Source organism: Pseudomonas sp. Z1-12 (assembly GCF_051132015.1).
GTDB lineage: Bacteria > Pseudomonadota > Gammaproteobacteria > Pseudomonadales > Pseudomonadaceae > Aquipseudomonas > Aquipseudomonas zanjanensis.
On the sequence record NZ_CP071647.1, the window covers coordinates 2382961 to 2403704 of the forward strand.

Annotated in this window: 25 protein-coding genes; 19 read left to right on the forward strand and 6 right to left on the reverse strand. The window is 59.9% G+C overall.

The window, feature by feature from the left end; genetic code table 11:
• Positions 1-215: 215 nt before the first annotated feature.
• The 3 genes from J3P85_RS10595 (at position 216) to J3P85_RS10605 (ending at position 4086) form a co-directional block, all read left to right on the forward strand.
• On the forward strand, positions 216-1913 hold the full coding sequence (locus J3P85_RS10595; protein ID WP_186730386.1) for a glutamine--tRNA ligase/YqeY domain fusion protein: 1698 nt from the start codon (positions 216-218) through the stop codon (positions 1911-1913).
• A gap of 21 nt (positions 1914-1934) precedes the next feature.
• Positions 1935-3317, forward strand: a complete 1383-nt coding sequence (gene cysS, locus J3P85_RS10600; RefSeq protein ID WP_434705753.1) for a cysteine--tRNA ligase — start codon at positions 1935-1937, stop codon at positions 3315-3317.
• A 313-nt stretch (positions 3318-3630) separates the two neighbouring features.
• Positions 3631-4086 carry a DUF2214 family protein gene (locus J3P85_RS10605; protein WP_434705754.1) on the forward strand — a complete coding sequence of 152 codons (456 nt, stop codon included), beginning with the start codon at positions 3631-3633 and terminating at the stop codon, positions 4084-4086.
• Between the two features lie 193 nt (positions 4087-4279).
• Here the strand turns inward: J3P85_RS10605 and csrA are convergent, their stop codons facing one another.
• Positions 4280-4474 (reverse strand): carbon storage regulator CsrA, encoded by a 195-nt coding sequence (csrA, locus tag J3P85_RS10610; protein WP_003179932.1) that lies wholly within the window; start codon positions 4472-4474, stop codon positions 4280-4282.
• 247 nt (positions 4475-4721) lie between these two features.
• Between csrA and J3P85_RS10615 the strand changes: the two genes are divergently transcribed.
• A complete protein-coding gene (locus tag J3P85_RS10615) occupies positions 4722-5087 on the forward strand; it encodes an SPOR domain-containing protein (RefSeq protein WP_434705755.1) in 366 nt (121 codons plus the stop codon).
• Positions 5088-5350: 263 nt separating this feature from the next.
• Here J3P85_RS10615 and J3P85_RS10620 read toward each other — a convergent pair whose 3' ends face one another.
• Together J3P85_RS10620 and J3P85_RS10625 are read right to left on the reverse strand one after the other, a co-directional pair.
• Positions 5351-6040, reverse strand: coding sequence for an endonuclease (locus J3P85_RS10620; RefSeq protein ID WP_186706626.1), 690 nt, complete (start codon positions 6038-6040; stop codon positions 5351-5353).
• A gap of 5 nt (positions 6041-6045) precedes the next feature.
• Positions 6046-6345, reverse strand: coding sequence for a DUF1654 domain-containing protein (locus J3P85_RS10625; RefSeq protein WP_053121397.1), 300 nt, complete (start codon positions 6343-6345; stop codon positions 6046-6048).
• Between the two features lie 203 nt (positions 6346-6548).
• Here J3P85_RS10625 and J3P85_RS10630 point away from each other — a divergent pair, with 203 nt between their 5' ends.
• The 8 genes from J3P85_RS10630 to J3P85_RS10665 all read left to right on the forward strand — a co-directional run bounded on the left by J3P85_RS10630 (position 6549) and on the right by J3P85_RS10665 (position 14111).
• Positions 6549-7001 (forward strand): hypothetical protein, encoded by a 453-nt coding sequence (locus J3P85_RS10630; protein WP_434705756.1) that lies wholly within the window; start codon positions 6549-6551, stop codon positions 6999-7001.
• Positions 7002-7147: 146 nt separating this feature from the next.
• The gene (locus J3P85_RS10635; protein WP_186706629.1) at positions 7148-8107 is read left to right on the forward strand and encodes a sugar ABC transporter substrate-binding protein; all 960 of its coding nucleotides are present in this window, start codon (positions 7148-7150) and stop codon (positions 8105-8107) included.
• A 55-nt stretch (positions 8108-8162) separates the two neighbouring features.
• Complete coding sequence (locus J3P85_RS10640; RefSeq protein WP_434705757.1) at positions 8163-9716, forward strand: sugar ABC transporter ATP-binding protein; 1554 nt, start codon at positions 8163-8165, stop codon at positions 9714-9716.
• On the forward strand, positions 9713-10690 hold the full coding sequence (locus J3P85_RS10645; protein ID WP_186706631.1) for an ABC transporter permease: 978 nt from the start codon (positions 9713-9715) through the stop codon (positions 10688-10690). The genes J3P85_RS10640 and J3P85_RS10645 overlap by 4 nt, the downstream gene beginning before the upstream one ends.
• 3 nt (positions 10691-10693) lie before the next feature.
• Complete coding sequence (locus tag J3P85_RS10650; protein ID WP_186706632.1) at positions 10694-11713, forward strand: LacI family DNA-binding transcriptional regulator; 1020 nt, start codon at positions 10694-10696, stop codon at positions 11711-11713.
• Positions 11714-11736: 23 nt separating this feature from the next.
• Positions 11737-12651 (forward strand): ribokinase, encoded by a 915-nt coding sequence (gene rbsK / locus J3P85_RS10655; RefSeq protein WP_434705758.1) that lies wholly within the window; start codon positions 11737-11739, stop codon positions 12649-12651.
• Positions 12648-13052 (forward strand): D-ribose pyranase, encoded by a 405-nt coding sequence (rbsD, locus tag J3P85_RS10660; RefSeq protein ID WP_250962210.1) that lies wholly within the window; start codon positions 12648-12650, stop codon positions 13050-13052. The genes rbsK and rbsD overlap by 4 nt, the downstream gene beginning before the upstream one ends.
• Positions 13053-13082: 30 nt before the next feature.
• Positions 13083-14111, forward strand: coding sequence for a nucleoside hydrolase (locus J3P85_RS10665; RefSeq protein ID WP_003203636.1), 1029 nt, complete (start codon positions 13083-13085; stop codon positions 14109-14111).
• Between the two features lie 46 nt (positions 14112-14157).
• Here J3P85_RS10665 and J3P85_RS10670 read toward each other — a convergent pair whose 3' ends face one another.
• The gene (locus tag J3P85_RS10670) at positions 14158-14355 is read right to left on the reverse strand and encodes a hypothetical protein (RefSeq protein WP_434705759.1); all 198 of its coding nucleotides are present in this window, start codon (positions 14353-14355) and stop codon (positions 14158-14160) included.
• Between the two features lie 127 nt (positions 14356-14482).
• On the opposite strand from J3P85_RS10670, the gene J3P85_RS10675 reads away from it, so the two are divergent.
• Positions 14483-14788: a hypothetical protein gene (locus J3P85_RS10675; protein ID WP_186706636.1), complete on the forward strand. Its 306-nt coding sequence runs from the start codon at positions 14483-14485 to the stop codon at positions 14786-14788.
• Positions 14789-14943: 155 nt separating this feature from the next.
• The gene (locus tag J3P85_RS10680) at positions 14944-15258 is read left to right on the forward strand and encodes an I78 family peptidase inhibitor (RefSeq protein ID WP_434705761.1); all 315 of its coding nucleotides are present in this window, start codon (positions 14944-14946) and stop codon (positions 15256-15258) included.
• Positions 15259-15326: 68 nt separating this feature from the next.
• Here the strand turns inward: J3P85_RS10680 and J3P85_RS10685 are convergent, their stop codons facing one another.
• The gene (locus tag J3P85_RS10685) at positions 15327-15539 is read right to left on the reverse strand and encodes a cold-shock protein (protein WP_003179963.1); all 213 of its coding nucleotides are present in this window, start codon (positions 15537-15539) and stop codon (positions 15327-15329) included.
• A 289-nt stretch (positions 15540-15828) separates the two neighbouring features.
• Positions 15829-16131, reverse strand: coding sequence for a hypothetical protein (locus J3P85_RS10690; RefSeq protein WP_434705762.1), 303 nt, complete (start codon positions 16129-16131; stop codon positions 15829-15831).
• Between the two features lie 370 nt (positions 16132-16501).
• Here J3P85_RS10690 and thrS point away from each other — a divergent pair, with 370 nt between their 5' ends.
• From thrS to pheS, 5 genes are all read left to right on the forward strand, one after another.
• A complete protein-coding gene (gene thrS, locus J3P85_RS10695; RefSeq protein WP_014337550.1) occupies positions 16502-18424 on the forward strand; it encodes a threonine--tRNA ligase in 1923 nt (640 codons plus the stop codon).
• The gene (gene infC / locus J3P85_RS10700; RefSeq protein ID WP_169432615.1) at positions 18424-18975 is read left to right on the forward strand and encodes a translation initiation factor IF-3; all 552 of its coding nucleotides are present in this window, start codon (positions 18424-18426) and stop codon (positions 18973-18975) included. Before thrS ends, infC begins: the two co-directional genes overlap by 1 nt.
• Positions 18976-19035: 60 nt before the next feature.
• Positions 19036-19230: a 50S ribosomal protein L35 gene (gene rpmI, locus J3P85_RS10705; RefSeq protein ID WP_002553160.1), complete on the forward strand. Its 195-nt coding sequence runs from the start codon at positions 19036-19038 to the stop codon at positions 19228-19230.
• A 30-nt stretch (positions 19231-19260) separates the two neighbouring features.
• Entirely contained in the window at positions 19261-19617 is a 357-nt protein-coding gene (gene rplT / locus J3P85_RS10710; RefSeq protein WP_002553161.1) for a 50S ribosomal protein L20, read from the forward strand.
• Between the two features lie 109 nt (positions 19618-19726).
• Positions 19727-20743 (forward strand): phenylalanine--tRNA ligase subunit alpha, encoded by a 1017-nt coding sequence (gene pheS / locus J3P85_RS10715; protein ID WP_186706639.1) that lies wholly within the window; start codon positions 19727-19729, stop codon positions 20741-20743.
• The last annotated feature ends 1 nt before the right edge of the window (position 20744 follow it).

Consider the following 20744-nt stretch of genomic DNA (forward strand, 5'->3'; position numbering starts at 1 on the left):
GGGGCGCGAACGCCCGCAACCGGTCCGGCTGCAATCGCCAGGTTGGGCAGTTTAGCGCGCCAGGCACGAATTTCGAGGCTGTTTTTCATCTGGCCGTCGATTAAATTCAATCGTTTGCCGGCCTGGCCTGTCAGGTGCTTGACAGCATCGGCTATGATACGGGCTTTGATTTATCAGGCCGCACCCGGCCGCGCACTTGTATGTTCAAGGATCCTATGAGCAAGCCCACTGTCGACCCTACCTCGAATTCCAAGACCGGCCCGGCCGTGCCGGTCAATTTCCTGCGCCCGATCATCCAGGCGGACCTGGACTCGGGTAAGCACACACAGATCGTCACGCGTTTTCCACCGGAGCCCAACGGCTACCTGCACATCGGCCATGCCAAGTCGATCTGCGTGAATTTCGGCCTGGCCCAGGAGTTCGGCGGCGTCACGCACCTGCGTTTCGACGACACCAACCCGGCCAAGGAAGACCAGGAATACATCGACGCAATCGAAAGCGACGTCAAGTGGCTGGGTTTCGAATGGTCCGGTGAGGTGCGCTACGCCTCGCAATATTTCGACCAGTTGCACGACTGGGCAGTGGAGCTGATCAAGTCCGGCAACGCCTACGTGTGCGACCTGACCCCCGAGCAGGCCAAGGAATACCGTGGCAGCCTGACCGAGCCGGGCAAGAACAGCCCGTTCCGTGAGCGCAGCGTGGAAGAGAACCTGGACCTGTTCGCCCGCATGCGCGCCGGTGAGTTCCCGGACGGTGCCCGGGTGTTGCGCGCCAAGATCGACATGGCCTCGCCGAACATGAACCTGCGCGACCCGATCATGTACCGCATCCGTCACGCCCATCACCACCAGACCGGCGACAAATGGTGCATCTACCCCAACTATGACTTCACCCATGGCCAGTCGGATGCCATCGAAGGCATCACTCACTCGATCTGCACCCTGGAGTTCGAAAGCCACCGTCCGTTGTACGAGTGGTTCCTCGAGCACCTGCCGGTGCCGGCCACCCCGCGCCAGTACGAATTCAGTCGCCTGAACCTGAACTACACCATCACCAGCAAGCGCAAGCTCAAGCAACTGGTGGACGAGAAGCACGTCAATGGCTGGGACGACCCGCGCATGTCGACGCTGTCGGGCTTCCGTCGTCGCGGCTACACACCCAAATCGATCCGCAACTTCTGCGAGATGGTCGGCACCAACCGTTCCGACGGTGTGGTGGACTTCGGCATGCTGGAATTCAGCATCCGTGACGACCTGGACCACAGCGCCCCCCGCGCCATGTGCGTGCTGCGTCCGCTGAAAGTCGTCATTACCAACTACCCGGAAGGCCAGGTCGAGAACCTCGAGCTGCCGCGCCACCCGAAAGAAGACATGGGCGTGCGCGTCCTGCCATTCGCCCGGGAAATCTACATCGACCGTGACGACTTCATGGAAGAGCCGCCAAAAGGCTACAAGCGCCTGGAGCCTGCCGGTGAAGTGCGCCTGCGTGGCAGCTACGTGATCCGCGCCGACGAAGCCATCAAGGACGCCGACGGCAACATCGTCGAACTGCGTTGCTCCTACGATCCCGACACCCTGGGCAAGAACCCGGAAGGTCGCAAGGTCAAGGGCGTGATCCACTGGGTGCCGGCCGCCGCCAGCGTCGAGTGCGAAGTGCGCCTGTACGATCGCCTGTTCCGTTCGCCGAACCCGGAGAAGGCCGAAGACAGCGCCAGCTTCCTGGACAACATCAACCCTGACTCCCTGCAAGTACTTACGGGTTGTCGTGCCGAGCCTTCGCTGGGCAACGCACAGCCGGAAGACCGTTTCCAGTTCGAGCGCGAAGGCTACTTCTGCGCGGATATCAAGGACTCGAAACCCGGTGCTCCGGTATTCAACCGTACCGTGACCTTGCGCGATTCCTGGGGTCAGTGATCAAGTCTTAAGGGAAACCCTGTGCTTACGATCTACAACACGCTCACCAAGAGCAAAGAAGTCTTCAAGCCGCTGGATGGCAACAAGGTCCGCATGTACGTCTGCGGCATGACCGTGTACGACTACTGCCACATCGGCCATGGTCGCAGCATGGTCGCCTTCGACCTGGTGACCCGCTGGTTGCGTTTCAGTGGCTACGACCTGACTTACGTACGCAACATCACCGACATCGAAGACAAGATCATCAACCGTGCCCGTGAAAACGGCGAGCCGTACGATGCGCTGACCGAGCGCATGATCAAGGCCATGCACGAGGACGAGGCGCGCCTCAATATCCTCAAGCCGGACCTGGAGCCCCGTGCCACGGACCACATCCCGGGCATGCTGGCGATGATCCAGACCTTGATCGACAAAGGTTATGCCTACGCACCGGGCAATGGCGATGTGTACTACCGCGTCGCCAAGTTCATGGGCTACGGCAAGCTGTCGCGCAAGAAGATCGAAGACCTGCGCATCGGCGCACGCATCGAAGTCGACGAGTCGAAGCAAGACCCGCTGGACTTCGTGCTGTGGAAGAGCGCCAAGCCGGGCGAGCCGAGCTGGGAGTCGCCGTGGGGCGCCGGGCGTCCGGGCTGGCACATCGAGTGCTCGGTGATGTCCACCTGCTGCCTGGGCGAGACCTTCGACATTCATGGCGGCGGCAGCGACCTGGAATTCCCGCACCACGAAAACGAAATCGCCCAGAGCGAAGCGGCCACCGGCAAGACCTACGCCAACGCGTGGATGCATTGCGGCATGATTCGCATCAATGGCGAGAAGATGTCCAAGTCCTTGAACAACTTCTTCACCATCCGCGACGTGCTCGACAAGTACCACCCGGAAGTCGTGCGTTACCTGCTGGTGTCCAGCCACTATCGCAGCGCCATCAACTACTCGGAAGACAACCTCAAGGACGCCAAGGGTGCCCTGGAGCGTTTCTACCATGCGTTGAAGGGCTTGCCTGCCGTGGCGCCCGCGGGTGGCGAAGCGTTCGTGGCGCGTTTCACCGAAGTGATGAACGACGACTTCGGCACGCCGGAAGCCTGCGCGGTGCTGTTCGAGATGGTGCGCGAAATCAACCGTCTGCGTGAGAGCGATCTCAATGCTGCGGCCGGTCTCGCGGCCCGCCTGAAGGAACTGGCCAGCGTGCTGGGTGTGTTGCAGCTCGAAGCCGATGACTTTCTGCAGGCTGGCGCCGAAGGCCGGGTGGACGCCGCCGAGGTCGAAGCCTTGATCCAGGCGCGCCTGACCGCCCGGGCCAACAAGGACTGGGCCGAATCCGACCGCATCCGCGACCAGCTCACCGCCATGGGCGTGGTGCTGGAAGACGGGAAGGGCGGGACGACCTGGCGACTGGCGGACTAAGATCTTCAAAGCCTGCAATACCCCCCTGTGGGAGCGAGCTTGCTCGCGATAGCGTCAGATCAGTCCGCAATGATGTTGACTGAAAGACCGCCATCGCGAGCAAGCTCGCTCCCACAGTTTTTTGCAGGGTTCACAAGCATCTCATCCTCACAAATCCCCTGTGGGAGCGAGCCTGCTCGCGAATGCGGTGTCTCAGGCAGCATTTTTGTCACTGATACCCCCCGCAGTTTTTTGCATGCCAACCCTGGCAATCATTGCTTTATGAGCTAGTACTGTCAGGTCGATTCGACGTTCTCTCTGTCAGGAGTCTTCCATGTTGACTCATTGGTCGCTTGCGGCAATTCATTTGCTGGCGTTTGCCCTCGGGTTCTGGGCGGTGCTGACGCGCGGCACGGCGCTACGACGCCTGGCGGGCGGCGTGGATGCGGTGCGGGGTGTCTTGGTCGCCGACAACGTATGGGGCTTGTCGGCGCTGGTGCTGTTGGTGACCGGTGGGATGCGAGCCTTCGGCGGGTTCGAAAAAGGCACGGACTATTATCTGCACCAACCGCTGTTTCACCTGAAGATGACGTTGCTGCTGCTGATCCTGCTGCTGGAGATCGTGCCAATGATCGCCCTGATCAAATGGCGGATGGCGCTGGGCAAAGGGGCGGCGATCGATCCTTCGAAAGCCGGCCGACTGGCGCGGATCAGCCACATCGAAGCCTTGTTGCTGATCTTGATGGTGGTCGCCGCCACAGGCATGGCGCGCGGCGTGGGCCTAGGCTGACCGGCCGCGAACGCCTGCTTCGCCATCATTAAAACGAAACGTCTGACAGCCATGCTAGAGGCCATGCCATTAGTATCGGTTCACGGGCGGGACGAAGGAAGGCGAGGAGGGCGGGGTACGGCGCGGTCGACCAGAATCTTTAGCCAGCCATTGCGACGATGCAAACGGGCTGGCTGCGGACTGCTTGCAAGGCTCAGGGAGTTTGCGGCTTGTCGGGCGCGGTGAGGCCGGCCTGAATACGCTGATAAATCTCTTCGCGATGCACCGCAACGTTCTTCGGGGCGTTGATGCCGATCCGGACCTGTTGGCCGCTAACGCCTAGAATGGTGATCGTGATGTCGTCACCAATGTTTATGCTTTCACCGACTTTGCGGGTGAGTATCAGCATGGTGTTCTCCTTGATTGCTTTATAGGGCACCTGATTCAGACAGTGCAGATGTCGGTACTGCTTATAGATTAGTGCTAAGTGTCACAATGTGGGTGCCTCTTTCTGACGTGCAGATGCTGCATTAATTCCCAGGGTGCGACTATACAGAGACGCCGGGCAGGATTCTCGTGTTTTGAGCATTGTTTGCGGCGATCTTGATGGGCACGGGTGCTAAAATCCGTGCCTCATGTCTTCCAGGGGAAACGTTGTGCGCAAATTGGCTTGGGTAATTGCGGTATTGGCACTGGCAGGGTGCGGGGAAGGGCGTGACGTCGAAGCACCGAAGCCGAAACCCGCCGCGACCTCCGCACCGGCCGGCGCTGCCGCACCGCAGTGGGCCGTCGAGGTTCGCGGGCAGACACCGCAGGCTGTCAGCGACCTGACCGGTTGGCTCATCGAGCACAGCTTCATGTCGACCGTGGTGCGGGAAAACGGCAAGGAGCGCGTCCTGGTCGGCCCTTTGAGCTCCGAGGCTGAAGCCAAAGCCAAGCAGGAACAGGTCACGGCCGCGTTGGTCCGGGCGAAGAAACGCAACATCGAGGCGTTGGTGGTGGATTACCCGACGGCCCCGTAAGTCGGCATAACAAAACCTGTGAGAGCTTGCGATGGCAGTGTGTCAGCTTGCCAAGATGTTGGCTGTGCGGACGCCTTCGCGGGCAAGCCCGCTCCCACAGGGATTTGTGATGGGGCAGAATTTCCAGCTGCGCAGCCGACCCCTTGTGGGAGCGAGCTTGCTCGCGATAGCGGTGGATCAGCCAATGTAGAGCTTGACTGACATGCCCCTATCGCGAGCAAGCTCGCTCCCACAGTGGGTTTGTGGTGTTTACAAAGGGGAGGTCAACCGCAGGCCTTCATGTCCACCGGCCCCACAAACTCGTTCCCACGTCCCATGACGCACGCCACGCTCTGGTTGCGCTGGCGTTCCCAGCTTTCGACCGGGTAGGTCTTGTCCCAGGCTTCATACAGGCGCCGGTCCTGTTTCGACAGGCGCAGGCCATATTGCTTGCTCATGTAGAAATAGGTCCGGGCGATCATCCCTCGGATGGAAGGGCGGGGCATGACCTTCTTGGCCTTGAAATCCACTTGGGTCAGGCATGAGCCATATTGGCCCTTTTGCTCCGGCAGCCAGCCGAAACTGAAATTGCTGCGGTCGCCATTCACTTCCCCGATGCTCGGCACCAGGTTGTGCAGGTCGGCCTCGGCCCGTTGATAGACCGGATCATAGCGGGTGCAGTTCTTGCGACCGCCTGCTTGCCAGCATTGACGCTGATGGCCGATCTGCCACGCCGGAACGATATGCTCCCACTCGATACGAGCGGCACGGCTGGCATTCTTGCGCGGTACATAACCGCAGGCGGCCAGGTTCACGCGGTTGCCGGTGTATTTGCAGCCGCAATAGAACTCCGTGGATTGCGGGGCGTAGAGTTTCCAGGCGATTTTCTTGGCTTCGTTGAAGGTGCGCGGGGCACCGGCCTGTGCGCCCGTGGCGATAAACACAAGCAGTAAAGCTAAACAGCGAACACTCATCACGCTCAATCTTCCTTCGGCACAACCCAGAAAACCTGCACGCCACCGTCGTCGCGATAGGCGAGGGTCACGTTGTCGTTCTCGTCGATTTCTTCCAGGAGGCGCTCCCACTCATCCACAGGCTCGTCGGGAAGACGGAAGATCAGTGCGGCCTTGGCTTTTTGCGCGGTGGGGGCGTTGATGATTTTCGAGACCCGAAGGCCGAGTCGCGTATAGGAATCTAAGGGGGTGGTTGCAGCGGAGGGAGTGGCCACAGGATTATCCTTATTAAGCTGTACGGGCATACAGTATTTAACCGTAGGCATTTACGCAACTACTTAAAATTCAAGAAGATCGTCTGACAGCACTTTTTTCGTTTTGGTGTAGGAGAAAGAATTTTTTTCTCCGTACATAAACAGGTGTCACCCGTTCAGGGTGGCGAAGTTATCGACTGATCTCGGCAAGCGCTAAAGAAAGTGCTTCGGCGGGCGATGTCCTTCGTAGGAATCCCCCTTCATGGAGTTTTGATATGGCCTTTTCCATCGGCTTTCCCAGTGCGGCAGCCGTGACCATCGGCGGCAAATCCGCAGCCACCTTGAAGGCGCTGAGCGAGGCAGAAGCCCAGGCTGCCGATGAGGCCTTGGGTACGACGCAAACCTCGGGCAAGGTTCGCACGGGCCTGGGTGCCAGCGCCGAAGCAGCCGACCAGGCGCAGGAGGGTGGCAGCACCGAGAGCGTGGCCGTCCAGGTGCTGCTCAAACGGATGCAAGAGCTGCAGCAACAGCTCCGTGAGCAGCAACAGCAACTGGCCGCCGCCGAGGCGCGCAACTATTCGACGGAGGAAGCCAAGACCTCGGCGGTCATGGCGGTTCAGGGCCAGATTGCCGATACCAGTGGCGCGTTGCTGGAAGTCACCGGCCGCCTGGTCACGGAGCTGGCCAAGGGTGCCGGTTCGGGTACGGTGGTCAACACGACAGCCTGAGCTTCTCCGTTGAGCTGCGACGTTGCGGATCAAATCGCAACGTTGACAAATCCCTGAAGCCTTACCATAGTTCACTTCACGCAAACGTTTGCGCGGCGTTCCGTGCACTGATTTGCTCACAATAATCATAAGATCGGAGTGAACCCATGAAGTTGCCATTCGCTGGACGCCTTCTCGCTGTTGCCATGCTCGCGGCTGCCTCCGCTGCGCTGCCTCTCTCCTCGGCATTCGCCCAGACCGCAGAAAAACCGAAGGTCGCCCTGGTCATGAAATCCCTGGCCAACGAATTCTTCCTGACCATGGAAGACGGCGCCAAGGCTTATCAGAAGGAACACTCCGCCGATTTCGACCTGATCTCCAATGGGATCAAGGATGAAACCGACACCGCCAACCAGATCCGTATCGTCGAGCAGATGATCGTGTCCAAGGTCGATGCCCTGATCATCGCGCCCGCGGATTCCAAGGCGATGGTGCCGGTGATCAAGAAAGCCGTGGATGCCGGCATCACGGTCATCAACATCGATAACCAGCTCGATCCGGCCGTGGTCAAGAGCAAGAACATCACCGTGCCGTTCGTAGGTCCTGACAACCGCAAGGGCGCGCGTCTGGTGGGCGAATACCTGGCCAAGCAGCTCAAGGCCGGTGACGAGGTCGGCATTATCGAAGGCGTGTCCACCACCACCAACGCCCAGGCCCGTACCGCGGGCTTCAAGGATGCGATGGAAGCGGCGCAGGTCAAGGTCGTGTCCCTGCAATCCGGCGATTGGGAAATCAACAAGGGCAACCAGGTGGCCGCGTCGATGCTCAGCGAATACCCGAACATCAAGGCACTGCTGGCCGGTAACGACAGCATGGCGGTCGGTGCCGTATCGGCCGTGCGCGCGGCAGGCAAGGCCGGCAAGGTGCAGGTGGTCGGCTACGACAACATCAACGCCATCAAGCCGATGCTCAAGGACGGTCGTGTCCTGGCGACTGCCGACCAGTTCGCTGCCAAGCAGGCGGTGTTCGGCATCGAAACAGCGCTGAAGATGCTCAAGGGCGAAAAAGTCGACAGCGGCACCAACGGCGTTATCGAAACTCCGGTCGAGCTGGTGACCAAGCCGTAATCCTGGCGACACAACGGTGCTCGCCCCTCCGGGCGAGCGCATTGGAGAGTTTGTTATGTCCGTTCGCGACCCGAACGCTGTCCTGTGCGTCAGCGGTATCGGCAAGACCTATGCCCAGCCAGTACTGACCGACATCACCCTGACGTTGATGCGCGGTGAGGTGCTGGCGCTGACCGGCGAAAATGGCGCCGGCAAAAGCACCTTGTCCAAGATCATCGGTGGGCTGGTGACGCCGACGACCGGGCAGATGCAATTTCAAGGGCAGGATTATCGTCCTGGCAGCCGGGCCCAGGCTGAAGAGCTGGGCGTACGCATGGTGATGCAGGAACTCAACCTGCTGCCGACCCTGTCCGTGGCGGAAAACCTGTTTCTCGACAACCTGCCCAGCCACGGTGGCTGGATCAGCCGCAAGCAGTTGCGCAAGGCGGCGATCGAGGCCATGGCCCAGGTGGGCCTCGATGCCATCGATCCCGACACGCTGGTCGGCGAGTTGGGGATCGGTCACCAGCAGATGGTCGAGATCGCCCGCAACCTGATCGGCGATTGCCATGTGCTGATTCTCGATGAGCCGACCGCCATGCTCACGGCGCGCGAAGTCGAGATGCTTTTTGAGCAGATCACGCGCCTGCAGGCGCGCGGCGTGTCGATCATCTACATTTCCCATCGCCTCGAAGAACTGGCGCGGGTCGCCCAGCGCATTGCCGTGCTGCGCGATGGCAACCTGGTCTGCGTCGAGCCGATGGCCAACTACGACAGCGAGCAACTGGTGACCCTGATGGTCGGGCGGGAGCTGGGCGAGCATATCGACCTTGGTCCGCGCCAGATCGGCGCGCCAGCGTTGACCGTCAAAGGCCTGACCCGTTCCGACAAGGTCCGTGACGTGTCCTTCGAAGTGCGCAGTGGCGAGATCTTTGGCATCTCCGGCCTGATCGGGGCCGGGCGCACCGAGTTGTTGCGGCTGATCTTCGGTGCAGACCCGGCCGACAGTGGCACGGTGGCGCTGGGTTCGCCGGCCCAGGTCGTGAGCATTCGCTCGCCGGCCGATGCGGTGGCCCATGGCATTGCATTGATCACCGAAGACCGCAAGGGCGAAGGCCTGCTGCTGACTCAATCCATCGCCGCCAACATTGCCCTGGGCAACATGCCGGAGATTTCCAGCGCCGGCCTGGTCAATGGCGATGCCGAATTGGCCTTGGCCCAGCGGCAGGTCGATGCCATGCGCATCCGCAGTTCCAGCCCGACCCAATTGGTGTCCGAATTGTCGGGCGGCAACCAGCAGAAAGTCGTGATCGGTCGTTGGCTCGAACGTGACTGTGCGGTCATGCTGTTCGACGAGCCGACCCGTGGCATCGACGTCGGTGCCAAATTCGATATTTATGCACTGCTCGGCGAGCTGACTCGCCAGGGCAAGGCGCTAGTCGTGGTGTCCAGTGACCTGCGGGAATTGATGTTGATCTGCGACCGGATCGGCGTGCTGTCTGCCGGACGCTTGATCGACACCTTCGAGCGCGACAGCTGGACCCAGGATGACTTGCTTGCCGCCGCATTCGCCGGCTACCAGAAACGTGATGCGTTGCTCAACGAAGCAGCGCCTAGGGATTTTTCATGAAAACCGCATCTGCCGTCGGCAAATCGAGTGGCAACTTCTATGGCCTCGGGACCTACCTGGGCCTGGCTGGCGCGCTGCTGGCCATGGTCGCGCTGTTCTCGGTCCTGAGCAGCCATTTCCTGTCCTATGACACGTTCAGCACCTTGGCCAACCAGATTCCCGACCTCATGGTGCTGGCGGTCGGCATGACCTTCATCCTGATCATCGGCGGCATCGACCTGTCGGTGGGCTCGGTGCTCGCATTGGCAGCCTCGACGGTCAGCGTGGCCGTGCTCGGCTGGGGTTGGAGCGTCTGGCCATCGGCCTTGCTCGGCATGGCCGTGGCGGCGCTGGCGGGCACGGTCACTGGTTCGATCACCGTGGCATGGCGGATTCCATCGTTCATCGTCTCCCTCGGCGTGCTGGAAATGGCCCGGGGCCTGGCGTACCAGATGACCGGATCCCGGACCGCCTACATCGGCGACTCGTTCGCCTGGCTGTCCAATCCCATCGCCTTTGGCATCTCGCCTTCGTTCATCATCGCCTTGCTGGTGATCTTCATTGCCCAAGCGGTGCTGACCCGCACGGTGTTCGGTCGCTACCTGATCGGCATCGGCACCAATGAAGAAGCCGTGCGCCTGGCCGGCATCAACCCAAAGCCTTACAAGATCCTGGTGTTCAGCCTGATGGGGCTGCTGGCCGGTGTGGCGGCGCTGTTCCAGATCTCTCGCCTGGAGGCCGCGGATCCGAACGCCGGTTCGGGGCTCGAGCTGCAAGTGATCGCTGCAGTCGTCATTGGCGGCACCAGTCTGATGGGTGGGCGCGGCTCGGTCATCAGCACCTTCTTTGGCGTGCTGATCATCTCCGTGCTCGCGGCGGGCCTGGCGCAGATTGGCGCCACCGAGCCGACCAAGCGCATCATTACCGGCGCGGTGATCGTGGTGGCGGTCGTGCTCGATACCTACCGCAGCCAGCGCGCCAGTCGGCGGGCTTGAACCATGGCGACGATCAAGGATGTAGCGGCGCTCGCAGGTATTTCCTACACCACCGTGTCCCATGTGGTGAACAAGACGCGACCGGTCAGCGAGGAGGTGCGGCTCAAGGTCGAGGCGGCCATCGAGCGCCTGGACTACGTGCCCAGCGCCGTGGCCCGGTCGCTCAAGGCCAAGACCACGGCGACCATCGGCCTGCTGGTGCCCAACAGCCTCAACCCTTACTTTGCCGAACTGGCCCGGGGCATTGAGGATTACTGTGAGCGCAACGGCTATTGCGTGATCCTGTGCAACTCCGACGACAACCCGGACAAGCAACGCAGCTACCTGCGGGTATTGCTGGAAAAACGTATCGATGGGCTGATCTTCGCGTCCACCGGCGGTGATGTCGGCCTGGCCGAGGGGCTGGCCAACGTGCGCACGCCCATGGTGATCGTCGACCGCGGGCTCGAGGGTGTCGATGCGGACCTGGTGCGCATCGATCATGAATACGGCGCCTACTTGGCGACCCGGCATTTGCTGGAGCTGGGGCACCGCGATATTGCCTTTATCGGCGGCCCGGCCAATACCAGCGTGGCGCAAATGCGCTTGGCCGGTTACTGCCGAGCGCTGAAAGAGGCGGGGATCGAGTTGCCCGTCGAGCGCATGCTCGAGAGCGATTTCACCAGTACCGGCGGCTACCGCGCCGCTGCGCAACTGCTTGAGCGGCAGCCGCCCAGCGCGATCTTTGCGGCCAACGACATGATCGGCATCGGTGTGCTGCGTGCCGCCGCCGAACGCAACGTGCGCGTGCCCAGCGAACTGTCGGTCATCGGTTTCGACGACATCCAGATGAGCCGTTATGTCTATCCGGCGTTGACCACGGTGGGGCAGTCGATCCTGCAGCTTGGCGAGATGGCGGCCGAAGTGCTGCTGCTGCGTATCGCGACGCCTAGCCTTGCCACCGACCAGCGGATCGTGACGCCGAGTATTGTCCTGCGAGAGTCGACTGCACCGCTGTCCGGTACATTCGCCCAATACCGCTGAACCGAATTGATGAGTAGTGATGTATGCCAGCAAAAGTAGTGGTAATCGGCAGCCTGAACATGGACCTGGTGACCCGGGCGCCGCGCCTGCCCCGTGGCGGTGAAACGCTGATTGGTCAATCGTTCGCTACCATCCCGGGCGGCAAGGGCGCCAACCAGGCGGTCGCTGCCGCGCGCCTGGGCGCGCAGGTGTCGATGGTGGGTTGCGTGGGCAGCGATGCCTACGGCGAGCAATTGCGCGGCGCGCTGCTGGTCGAGGGCATCGACTGCCAGGCGGTCCGCGTGGTGGAGGACTCAAGTGGCGTGGCGCTGATTGTCGTTGATGACAACAGCCAGAATGCCATCGTCATTGTCGCCGGCGCCAACGGAGCACTCACTGCCGAGGTCTTGGACAGTGTCGATGCAGTGCTGCAAAGCGCCGATGTCATCATCTGCCAGTTGGAAGTGCCGGACGCCACCGTCGGCCATGCCCTCAAGCGCGGCCGTGAGTTGGGCAAAACCGTCATTCTCAACCCCGCGCCGGCTTCCCATGCGTTGCCGGCCGACTGGTATGCCTGCGTCGATTATCTGATTCCCAATGAAAGCGAAGCCGCGGTGCTGAGCGGGCTGGCGGTGGAATCGTTGGAAACCGCCGAAGCCGCCGCAGCGCATCTGATCGCCGCCGGTGCCGGCAAGGTGATCGTGACCCTGGGTGCCCAGGGCTTGATGTTCGCCGACGGTGCCAGCTTCGAACATTTCCCGGCCCCGCGGGTCAAGGCAGTGGACACCACGGCGGCCGGAGACACCTTTGTCGGCGGCTTCGCGGCAGCCCTGGCCAGCGGCAAGAACGAGGTCGACGCGATTCGTTTCGGTCAGGCCGCCGCCGCGCTGTCGGTCACCCGATCCGGCGCGCAACCTTCAATTCCCACATTGCTGGACGTACAGGCTTTCAAATCATGAAAAAGACGCCGTTGTTGAATGTGGCACTGTCACGACTGATCGCTTCCCTCGGCCATGGCGACAAGGTGGTCATCGGCGATGCCGGCCTGCCTGTGCCGCCCCAGGTCGAGTTGATCGACCTGGCCCTGACCCATGGCATTCCTGACTTTGTCAGCACCTTGAAGGTGGTGCTCAGCGAAATGCAGGTGGAAAGCCATGTTTTGGCCGAGGAAATCCTCGACAAGCAACCGTCGGCCCTGACGACCCTGCAAACGTTGAATGCAGAGGGTGCGCTGGGGGAGCGGGCGTTGGTCAGTCATGAGCAATTCAAGGTCATCAGCCGACAGGCGCGGGCGATCATTCGTACCGGCGAGTGTTCGCCGTACTGCAATATCGTGCTGGTCGCTGGAGTGACGTTCTAATCCTGTTCAACCCTGCACAAGGAGTGCGCCATGCACCGCTATGCTCAGAAAATGCATCAACTGATCCGGAGTCTGCTGCTTTTGTCACTGATCACCGCAACGAGCGCCCAGGCAGCGGAAAAAATCGACTTGATCATCGACACTGATCCAGGCGCTGACGACGTGGTGGCGCTGCTGTTCGCCCTGGCATCGCCCGAGGAACTGCATATCCGTGCGCTGACCACCGTTGCCGGCAATGTGCGCCTGGACAAGACCTCGCGCAACGCTCGCCTGGCCCGTGAATGGGCGGGGCGCGAAGACGTGCCGGTCTACGCCGGTGCGCCGAAACCGTTGATGCGCACGCCCATCTACGCCGAAAACATCCATGGCAAGGAAGGCCTGTCGGGTGTCACGGTACATGAGCCGAAGAAGGGGTTGGCCGAGGGCAATGCCGTCAACTACCTGATCGACACGCTAAAGGCTGCCAAGCCCCACAGCATCACCATTGCGATGCTGGGTCCGCAGACCAACCTGGCGCTGGCCTTGGTCCAGGAGCCCGATATCGTCCAGGGCATCAAGGAAGTGGTGATCATGGGCGGCGCGCACTTCAACGGCGGCAATATCACGCCGGTGGCCGAGTTCAATCTGTTCGCCGACCCGCAGGCGGCCGAGGTGGTGGCCAAGAGCGGCGTGAAGCTGACCTACCTGCCATTGGACGTGACCCACAAGATCCTCACCAGCGAAGCGCGCCTGAAGCAGATCGCGGCGTTGAACAATAACGCCAGCAAGCTGGTGGGCGATATTCTCAACGAATACGTCAAGGGCGACATGGAGCACTACGGCATGACGGGCGGGCCGGTGCATGACGCGACGGTGATTGCCTACCTGCTCAAGCCGCAATTGTTCACCGGCCGTTCGGTCAATGTCGTCGTGGACAGCCGCGAGGGGCCGACGTTCGGGCAGACCATCGTTGACTGGTACGACGGCTTGAAGGCACCGAAGAACGCGTTCTGGGTGGAAAACGGCGATGCCCAAGGCTTCTTCGACCTGCTAACCGAGCGCCTGGCGCGCCTGAAGTAACTAGCCTGTCATGTGCCCGCAGGCCGGAGCTGCGGGTGCATGAGCCTCAATCCACGGCGTCGACGACGCTCGGGTAACGCTCGAAGGCCTGCTGGATGAAGTCGCGTGCGACCTCCGTTCCCAGCTCCTTCACCAACAATTCTATACCGATGAGCGCCAGTTCCTCCGGGCTGCCCGGGCTATAGGAGCTGTGGCCCTGCGACCATTTGGCATTGATGGTGGCTTCGATGCTGACGGTGCTCATGGTCGGGCTCGCGAGTTGGAGGTCTGTAGGCTGAGTTAACCATTTTTGCCGAGGATTTGGCACTGCGACTTAGGCATTGGGGGAGGGCTGTGCGACACTTGGTCTTTTATTTTTAAGGAGCCCCACCGTGCAGATCGATTTGAACGCTCCTGATGGCCTGACCGTCGAGGCGGTTCGTCAGTTGCTGGCCTCGGCTAGTGATGACGAGCATACCCAGCTGCGCGTGACCAAGGGCGGCATCGCCTATTTGTCCTCGGGTGTGGTCGGCGGCACCGACATCGACGGTTTACGGTTTCGCCTCGAGACCTGGGCGAAGGGTTCGGGCTACGTCGGGCGCGTCGCTGCCAGTGACGAGGTTTGGGTCATGCAGATCTACAACGCGCTGAAGGACAACTGGCCCAATCCGCCCTTCGATTACATCGACGTTTATTGAGTCGCGTTCATATCCAGTCACGATTCAAGCCTGAACAGCGGGAACGGGCTCAGGCAAACTGCCAGCTTTCCCAGTCTGATGGCTGCGGTGTTGCAACCAAGCGCCGTTTAGGTTGTCGCACGCTCACTGTTTATTCATCGAAAAAAGGAGGCTTCATGCCTTGGAAGCTCGCGTCATTGAGTACTTTGCTGGCCGCCATGATCTTGAGCGGTTGCAGCAACACCTCTGAATCGACCCCTGAACCTGTGGCGGCCGAGACCGGTCACACCCGCTGCGAAGCAAAGGCCGCCGAGTTCGCCATTGGAAAAAAGGCTTCGCCAGAGCTGCTGGAGCAGGCCCGTACCCGTGCCGGCGCGCAGAATGCGCGGATCCTCAAGCCCAACGACATGGTGACGCTTGAATATCGCTCCGATCGCCTGAACCTCAATACCGATGCCAGCCTGGTGATCAATCGAGTGAACTGCGGCTGATCGACGCTTTTCAATCGCCCATAAAAAACCCCGTCACATGGACGGGGTTTTTTTAGTACGCCGAGAAATTACTCTGGGCGAACCTGTGCAGCTTGCATACCCTTTTGGCCTTTCTCAGCCACGAAGGAAACGGTCTGGCCTTCTTTCAGGCTTTTGAAACCGTCGCTTTCGATAGCTTTGAAGTGTACGAACAGGTCGTCACCGCCACCTTGAGGAGTGATGAAGCCGAAGCCTTTTTCATCGTTGAACCATTTAACGGTGCCGGTTTGGCGATTAGACATGGTGTATCTCCAAGAAACATATATTTTCAGTGTACTGTGCTGCTCAGGCCAACTGGGCACACCCGGGTATCATAGTCGAAATGTTCGATTTGGGAGCCCCCCGCAGGCGCTGTTTGCCAATCAGTCGTGTTTACTTTATCGCCTTTACCCGCTGAAAGGCCCGGTTTTAAAGGCTTTCAGCCGAAAGTAAAGACGATAAAAAAAGCTGAAAAACCTGCATAAATCAAAGAAAAAAGCCTTTATTCGAGCCTTTTTATCCCTGTCGGGCGCCTCGCAAGGCCCCGATTATTCATTTTTTCGCAGGCGGGTTGGCCTTGCATTTGGCGATCTGGCCGAGTGCTTTCTGCTGCAGTTCCGGGGTGGCCTTGTTGTCCATCAGGGCCTGGATGTCCGACGCTGGGTAGGACTTGATCGCGTCTGCCCCGCAGGCACAATGGGATTTGGCCGCGGCCGCGCCGATCTGGGGCGTCGCGGCTTGCGTGCATTGGGCCATGTATTTTTCGCGCTCGCCCTTGGGCCAGTCGGCATGGGCGGTCAGGGGAAGCAGCAGGGCGAGGGGGGCGACTACTGCAAACAATGTATTCAGACGCATGCGAAGATGCTCCTTTCGGGTCGATGTCTTGTTATCTGAGGCGTTGCGCTCGCTTCAGTTCAGCACTCTGGCATAAAAACCCTGGATTTACGTCTGCTTCAATTCCCACGCGGCGATGACCGTTCATCTGTGCTAGCATGCCGGGCTCGGCTATTTCCAGGCTGCGGATGATCGTTCGTCCCGCTGGCAAAGAACCCGAATAACCCTGATTTGAATCCCAGTCACTCTGGTTCGGTTTCCCGGTTGGCCGCAAGGCTCCTGCCGCTGTAAGGCAGGCGTTCGTCATTGAATGGCCTGGACTGGATCTTGTACTGGCTCATCCCAACCCACGTGACCTTTGGTAGGGGTCACCACTAGGAGAGGAGGCGCCATGCCAACTATTACTCTTCCCGACGGCAGTCAACGTTCGTTCGATCACCCGGTTTCCGTAGCCGAGGTCGCCGCATCCATTGGTGCTGGCCTGGCCAAGGCCACCCTGGCCGGCAAGGTCAACGGCAAGCTGGTCGACGCCAGTGACGTCATCGACAGCGACGCCACGCTGCAAATCATCACGCCCAAGGATGAAGAGGGGCTGGAGATCATTCGCCATTCTTGCGCGCACCTGGTCGGCCATGCGGTCAAGCAGCTGTACCCGAGCGCGAAGATGGTCATCGGGCCGGTCATCGATGAGGGCTTCTATTACGACATCGCCTTCGAACGTCCTTTCACCCCGGACGACATGGCGGCCATCGAACAGCGCATGCAGCAGCTGATCGAGAAAGATTACGACGTCATCAAGAAAGTCACCCCGCGCGCCGAAGTCATCGAAGTCTTCAAGGCCCGTGGCGAGGACTACAAGCTGCGTCTGGTGGAAGACATGCCGGACGAGCAGGCCATGGGCCTGTACTACCACGAAGAATACGTCGACATGTGCCGCGGCCCGCACGTGCCGAACACCCGCTTCCTGAAGTCCTTCAAGCTGACCAAGCTGTCCGGTGCCTACTGGCGTGGCGACGCGAAGAACGAGCAATTGCAGCGCGTCTACGGCACCGCCTGGGCGGACAAGAAGCAACTGGCGGCCTACATCCAGCGCATCGAAGAAGCCGAAAAGCGCGATCACCGCAAGATCGGCAAGCGCCTGGGCCTGTTCCATACCCAGGAAGAATCCCCGGGCATGGTGTTCTGGCACCCAAACGGCTGGACCCTGTACCAGGTGCTCGAGCAGTACATGCGCCAGGTCCAGCGTGAGAACGGCTACCTGGAGATCAAGACGCCGCAAGTGGTCGACCGCAGCCTGTGGGAAAAATCCGGGCACTGGGCCAACTACGCCGACAACATGTTCACCACCCAGTCGGAAAACCGCGACTACGCCATCAAGCCGATGAACTGCCCGTGCCACGTGCAGGTGTTCAACCAGGGCTTGAAGAGCTACCGCGAACTGCCAATGCGCCTGGCCGAGTTCGGTGCTTGCCACCGCAACGAGCCATCGGGTGCGCTGCACGGCATCATGCGCGTGCGTGCGTTCACCCAGGACGATGCGCACATTTTCTGCACCGAAGAGCAGATGCAGGCCGAATCCGCCGCGTTCATCAAGCTGACCATGGACGTCTATCGCGATTTCGGGTTCACCGAGGTCGAGATGAAGCTGTCCACTCGTCCGGAAAAACGCGTCGGCTCCGATGAGCTGTGGGATCGCGCCGAAGCGGCCCTGGCCGCCGCCCTTGATAGCGCGGGGCTTGCGTACGACCTGCAGCCGGGTGAGGGCGCCTTCTACGGTCCGAAGATCGAATTTTCGCTGAAAGATTGCCTCGGTCGCGTGTGGCAGTGTGGTACCTTGCAGCTCGATTTCAACCTGCCGATCCGTCTGGGCGCTGAATATGTGTCCGAAGACAACAGCCGCAAGCACCCGGTCATGCTTCACCGCGCGATCCTTGGTTCGTTCGAGCGTTTCGTCGGGATTCTGATCGAACACTACGAGGGCGCGTTCCCTGCGTGGCTGGCGCCGACCCAGGCAGTGATCATGAATATCACTGATAAACAGGCAGATTTTGCCGCTGAAGTCGAAAAAACTCTCAATCAAAGCGGATTTCGTGCCAAGTCCGACTTGAGAAATGAAAAGATCGGCTTTAAAATCCGCGAGCATACTTTGCTCAAGGTTCCCTTTCTCTTGGTTATTGGAGATCGGGAGGTCGAGATGCAGACTGTCGCTGTGCGTACTCGTGAAGGTGCTGACCTGGGCTCGATGCCCGTCGCCGAATTCGCTGAGTTCCTCGCGCAAGCGGTTTCCCGGCGTGGTCGCCCAGATTTGGAGTAATTATTATTAAGCGTGAAATGAGACAAGATAAACGAGCTGCACCGAAAGCCCCGATCAACGAGAATATCTCGGCACGCGAGGTTCGGTTAATTGGCGCTGACGGCGAGCAGATTGGCATCGTCTCGATTGATGAAGCGCTTCGTATTGCTGAAGAAGCCAAGCTTGATCTGGTAGAAATCTCCGCGGACGCAGTCCCACCGGTTTGCCGGGTGATGGACTACGGCAAGTCGATCTTCGAAAAGAAGAAGCAGATTGCCGCGGCGAAGAAAAACCAGAAGCAGATTCAGGTAAAAGAAATCAAGTTTCGTCCAGGGACGGAGGAAGGGGATTACCAGGTAAAACTGCGCAACCTGGTACGTTTCCTGAGTGATGGGGACAGGGCCAAGGTATCCTTGCGATTCCGCGGCCGTGAGATGGCCCACCAGGAGCTGGGGATGGAACTCCTCAAGCGGGTTGAACAAGACCTGCTCGAGTACGGTTCGGTCGAACAGCATCCTAAGATGGAAGGACGCCAGCTGATCATGGTCATCGCCCCGAAAAAGAAGAAGTAATCACCAGGGCACGGCAGGCCTTGCGATTATGTTTATCAACTGAATGCGGAGTATCCGAACATGCCAAAGATGAAGACCAAAAGTGGTGCTGCTAAGCGGTTTCTGAAAACTGCTAACGGTATCAAGCACAAGCACGCTTTCAAGAGCCACATCCTGACCAAAATGTCGACCAAGCGTAAGCGTCAACTGCGCGGTAGCAGCTTGCTGCATCCGTCTGACGTGGCAAAAGTCGAGCGCATGCTGCGCCTTCGTTAATTTTTGGATCAAGAATAGAGGAAGTAACTCATGGCTCGTGTAAAGCGTGGCGTCATTGCCCGTAAACGTCACAAAAAAATTCTGAAACTTGCTAAAGGCTACTACGGCGCGCGTTCCCGCGTATTCCGTGTTGCCAAGCAAGCGGTAATCAAGGCAGGCCAATACGCCTACCGTGACCGTCGTCAGAAAAAACGTCAGTTCCGCGCTCTGTGGATCGCTCGTATCAACGCTGGTGCTCGTGTTAACGGTCTGTCCTACAGCCGTTTCATCGCTGGCCTGAAAAAAGCGTCCATCGAGATCGACCGTAAGGTTCTGGCTGATCTGGCAGTGAACGAAAAAGCGGCGTTTGCTGCGATTGTCGAGAAAGCTAAAGCCACCTTGGCTTAAGTACCCCCGGCAGTCACCGGGGTCCACCTCTGTGGGCCCAGGTGTCAAACGTCATAAATAGGGGAAGAGCCTTAAAGCTCTTCCCCTATTTTGTATCTGGAGTCTGTACATGGAAAACCTGGACGCGCTGGTCGCTCAAGCACTAGAGGCTGTGCAAAGCGCTGAAGATATCAATGCCCTGGAGCAAATCCGGGTTCACTACCTTGGCAAGAAGGGCGAGTTGACTCAGGTGATGAAGACCCTGGGGAACCTGCCAGCCGAAGAGCGTCCGCAGGTCGGTGCGCTGATCAACGTTGCCAAGGAGCGTGTCACAGAGGTCCTCAATGCGCGCAAGGCGTTGTTCGAGGAGGCGGACCTGGCCGCCAAGCTCGCCGCCGAGTCCATCGACGTGACCCTGCCTGGCCGTGGCCAGACTTCTGGTGGCCTGCATCCGGTCACTCGGACCCTGGAACGCATCGAGCAGTTCTTCACCCACATCGGCTACGGCATTGCCGAAGGCCCCGAGGTCGAAGACGACTATCACAACTTCGAGGCGCTCAACATCCCAGGCCATCACCCGGCCCGGTCGATGCACGACACCTTCTATTTCAACGCGAACATGCTGTTGCGCACCCATACCTCGCCGGTACAGGTCCGCACCATGGAATCGCAGCGGCCGCCGATCCGCATCGTCTGCCCAGGCCGTGTGTATCGCAGCGACTCCGATATCACCCACTCGCCGATGTTCCACCAGGTCGAAGGCTTGCTGGTTGATCGCGACATCAATTTCGCCGACCTCAAAGGCACCATCGAAGAATTCCTGCGGGTGTTCTTCGAAAAAGAGCTGGCCGTGCGTTTCCGCCCTTCGTACTTCCCATTCACCGAGCCGTCGGCGGAAGTCGACATGGAATGCGTGATGTGCAGCGGCAAAGGCTGCCGCGTCTGTAAGCAGACGGGCTGGCTGGAAGTCATGGGCTGCGGCATGGTTCACCCGAACGTGCTGCGCATGTCCGGAATCGATCCGGAAGAATTCTCGGGCTTTGCCTTCGGCATGGGCGTGGAACGCCTGGCCATGCTGCGTTACGGCGTGAACGACTTGCGTCTGTTCTTCGACAACGACTTGCGGTTCCTCGCGCAATTTCGCTAGT

What these genes read in the sequence shown, in the direction of transcription:
- J3P85_RS10635 (WP_186706629.1), top strand. Translation starts at nt 7,148, where the DNA reads ATGAAGTTGCCATTCGCTGGACGCCTTCTCGCTGTTGCCATGCTCGCG.
- J3P85_RS10650 (WP_186706632.1), top strand. Translation starts at nt 10,694, where the DNA reads ATGGCGACGATCAAGGATGTAGCGGCGCTCGCAGGTATTTCCTACACC.
- J3P85_RS10595 (WP_186730386.1), top strand. Translation starts at nt 216, where the DNA reads ATGAGCAAGCCCACTGTCGACCCTACCTCGAATTCCAAGACCGGCCCG.
- J3P85_RS10685 (WP_003179963.1), bottom strand. Translation starts at nt 15,539, where the DNA reads ATGTCTAATCGCCAAACCGGCACCGTTAAATGGTTCAACGATGAAAAA.
- J3P85_RS10665 (WP_003203636.1), top strand. Translation starts at nt 13,083, where the DNA reads ATGCACCGCTATGCTCAGAAAATGCATCAACTGATCCGGAGTCTGCTG.
- J3P85_RS10680 (WP_434705761.1), top strand. Translation starts at nt 14,944, where the DNA reads ATGCCTTGGAAGCTCGCGTCATTGAGTACTTTGCTGGCCGCCATGATC.
- J3P85_RS10630 (WP_434705756.1), top strand. Translation starts at nt 6,549, where the DNA reads ATGGCCTTTTCCATCGGCTTTCCCAGTGCGGCAGCCGTGACCATCGGC.
- csrA (WP_003179932.1), bottom strand. Translation starts at nt 4,474, where the DNA reads ATGCTGATACTCACCCGCAAAGTCGGTGAAAGCATAAACATTGGTGAC.
- J3P85_RS10640 (WP_434705757.1), top strand. Translation starts at nt 8,163, where the DNA reads ATGTCCGTTCGCGACCCGAACGCTGTCCTGTGCGTCAGCGGTATCGGC.
- thrS (WP_014337550.1), top strand. Translation starts at nt 16,502, where the DNA reads ATGCCAACTATTACTCTTCCCGACGGCAGTCAACGTTCGTTCGATCAC.
- rplT (WP_002553161.1), top strand. Translation starts at nt 19,261, where the DNA reads ATGGCTCGTGTAAAGCGTGGCGTCATTGCCCGTAAACGTCACAAAAAA.
- J3P85_RS10690 (WP_434705762.1), bottom strand. Translation starts at nt 16,131, where the DNA reads ATGCGTCTGAATACATTGTTTGCAGTAGTCGCCCCCCTCGCCCTGCTG.
- J3P85_RS10620 (WP_186706626.1), bottom strand. Translation starts at nt 6,040, where the DNA reads ATGAGTGTTCGCTGTTTAGCTTTACTGCTTGTGTTTATCGCCACGGGC.
- J3P85_RS10670 (WP_434705759.1), bottom strand. Translation starts at nt 14,355, where the DNA reads ATGAGCACCGTCAGCATCGAAGCCACCATCAATGCCAAATGGTCGCAG.
- pheS (WP_186706639.1), top strand. Translation starts at nt 19,727, where the DNA reads ATGGAAAACCTGGACGCGCTGGTCGCTCAAGCACTAGAGGCTGTGCAA.
- rbsD (WP_250962210.1), top strand. Translation starts at nt 12,648, where the DNA reads ATGAAAAAGACGCCGTTGTTGAATGTGGCACTGTCACGACTGATCGCT.
- J3P85_RS10605 (WP_434705754.1), top strand. Translation starts at nt 3,631, where the DNA reads ATGTTGACTCATTGGTCGCTTGCGGCAATTCATTTGCTGGCGTTTGCC.
- rpmI (WP_002553160.1), top strand. Translation starts at nt 19,036, where the DNA reads ATGCCAAAGATGAAGACCAAAAGTGGTGCTGCTAAGCGGTTTCTGAAA.
- rbsK (WP_434705758.1), top strand. Translation starts at nt 11,737, where the DNA reads ATGCCAGCAAAAGTAGTGGTAATCGGCAGCCTGAACATGGACCTGGTG.
- J3P85_RS10625 (WP_053121397.1), bottom strand. Translation starts at nt 6,345, where the DNA reads ATGCCTACGGTTAAATACTGTATGCCCGTACAGCTTAATAAGGATAAT.
- J3P85_RS10645 (WP_186706631.1), top strand. Translation starts at nt 9,713, where the DNA reads ATGAAAACCGCATCTGCCGTCGGCAAATCGAGTGGCAACTTCTATGGC.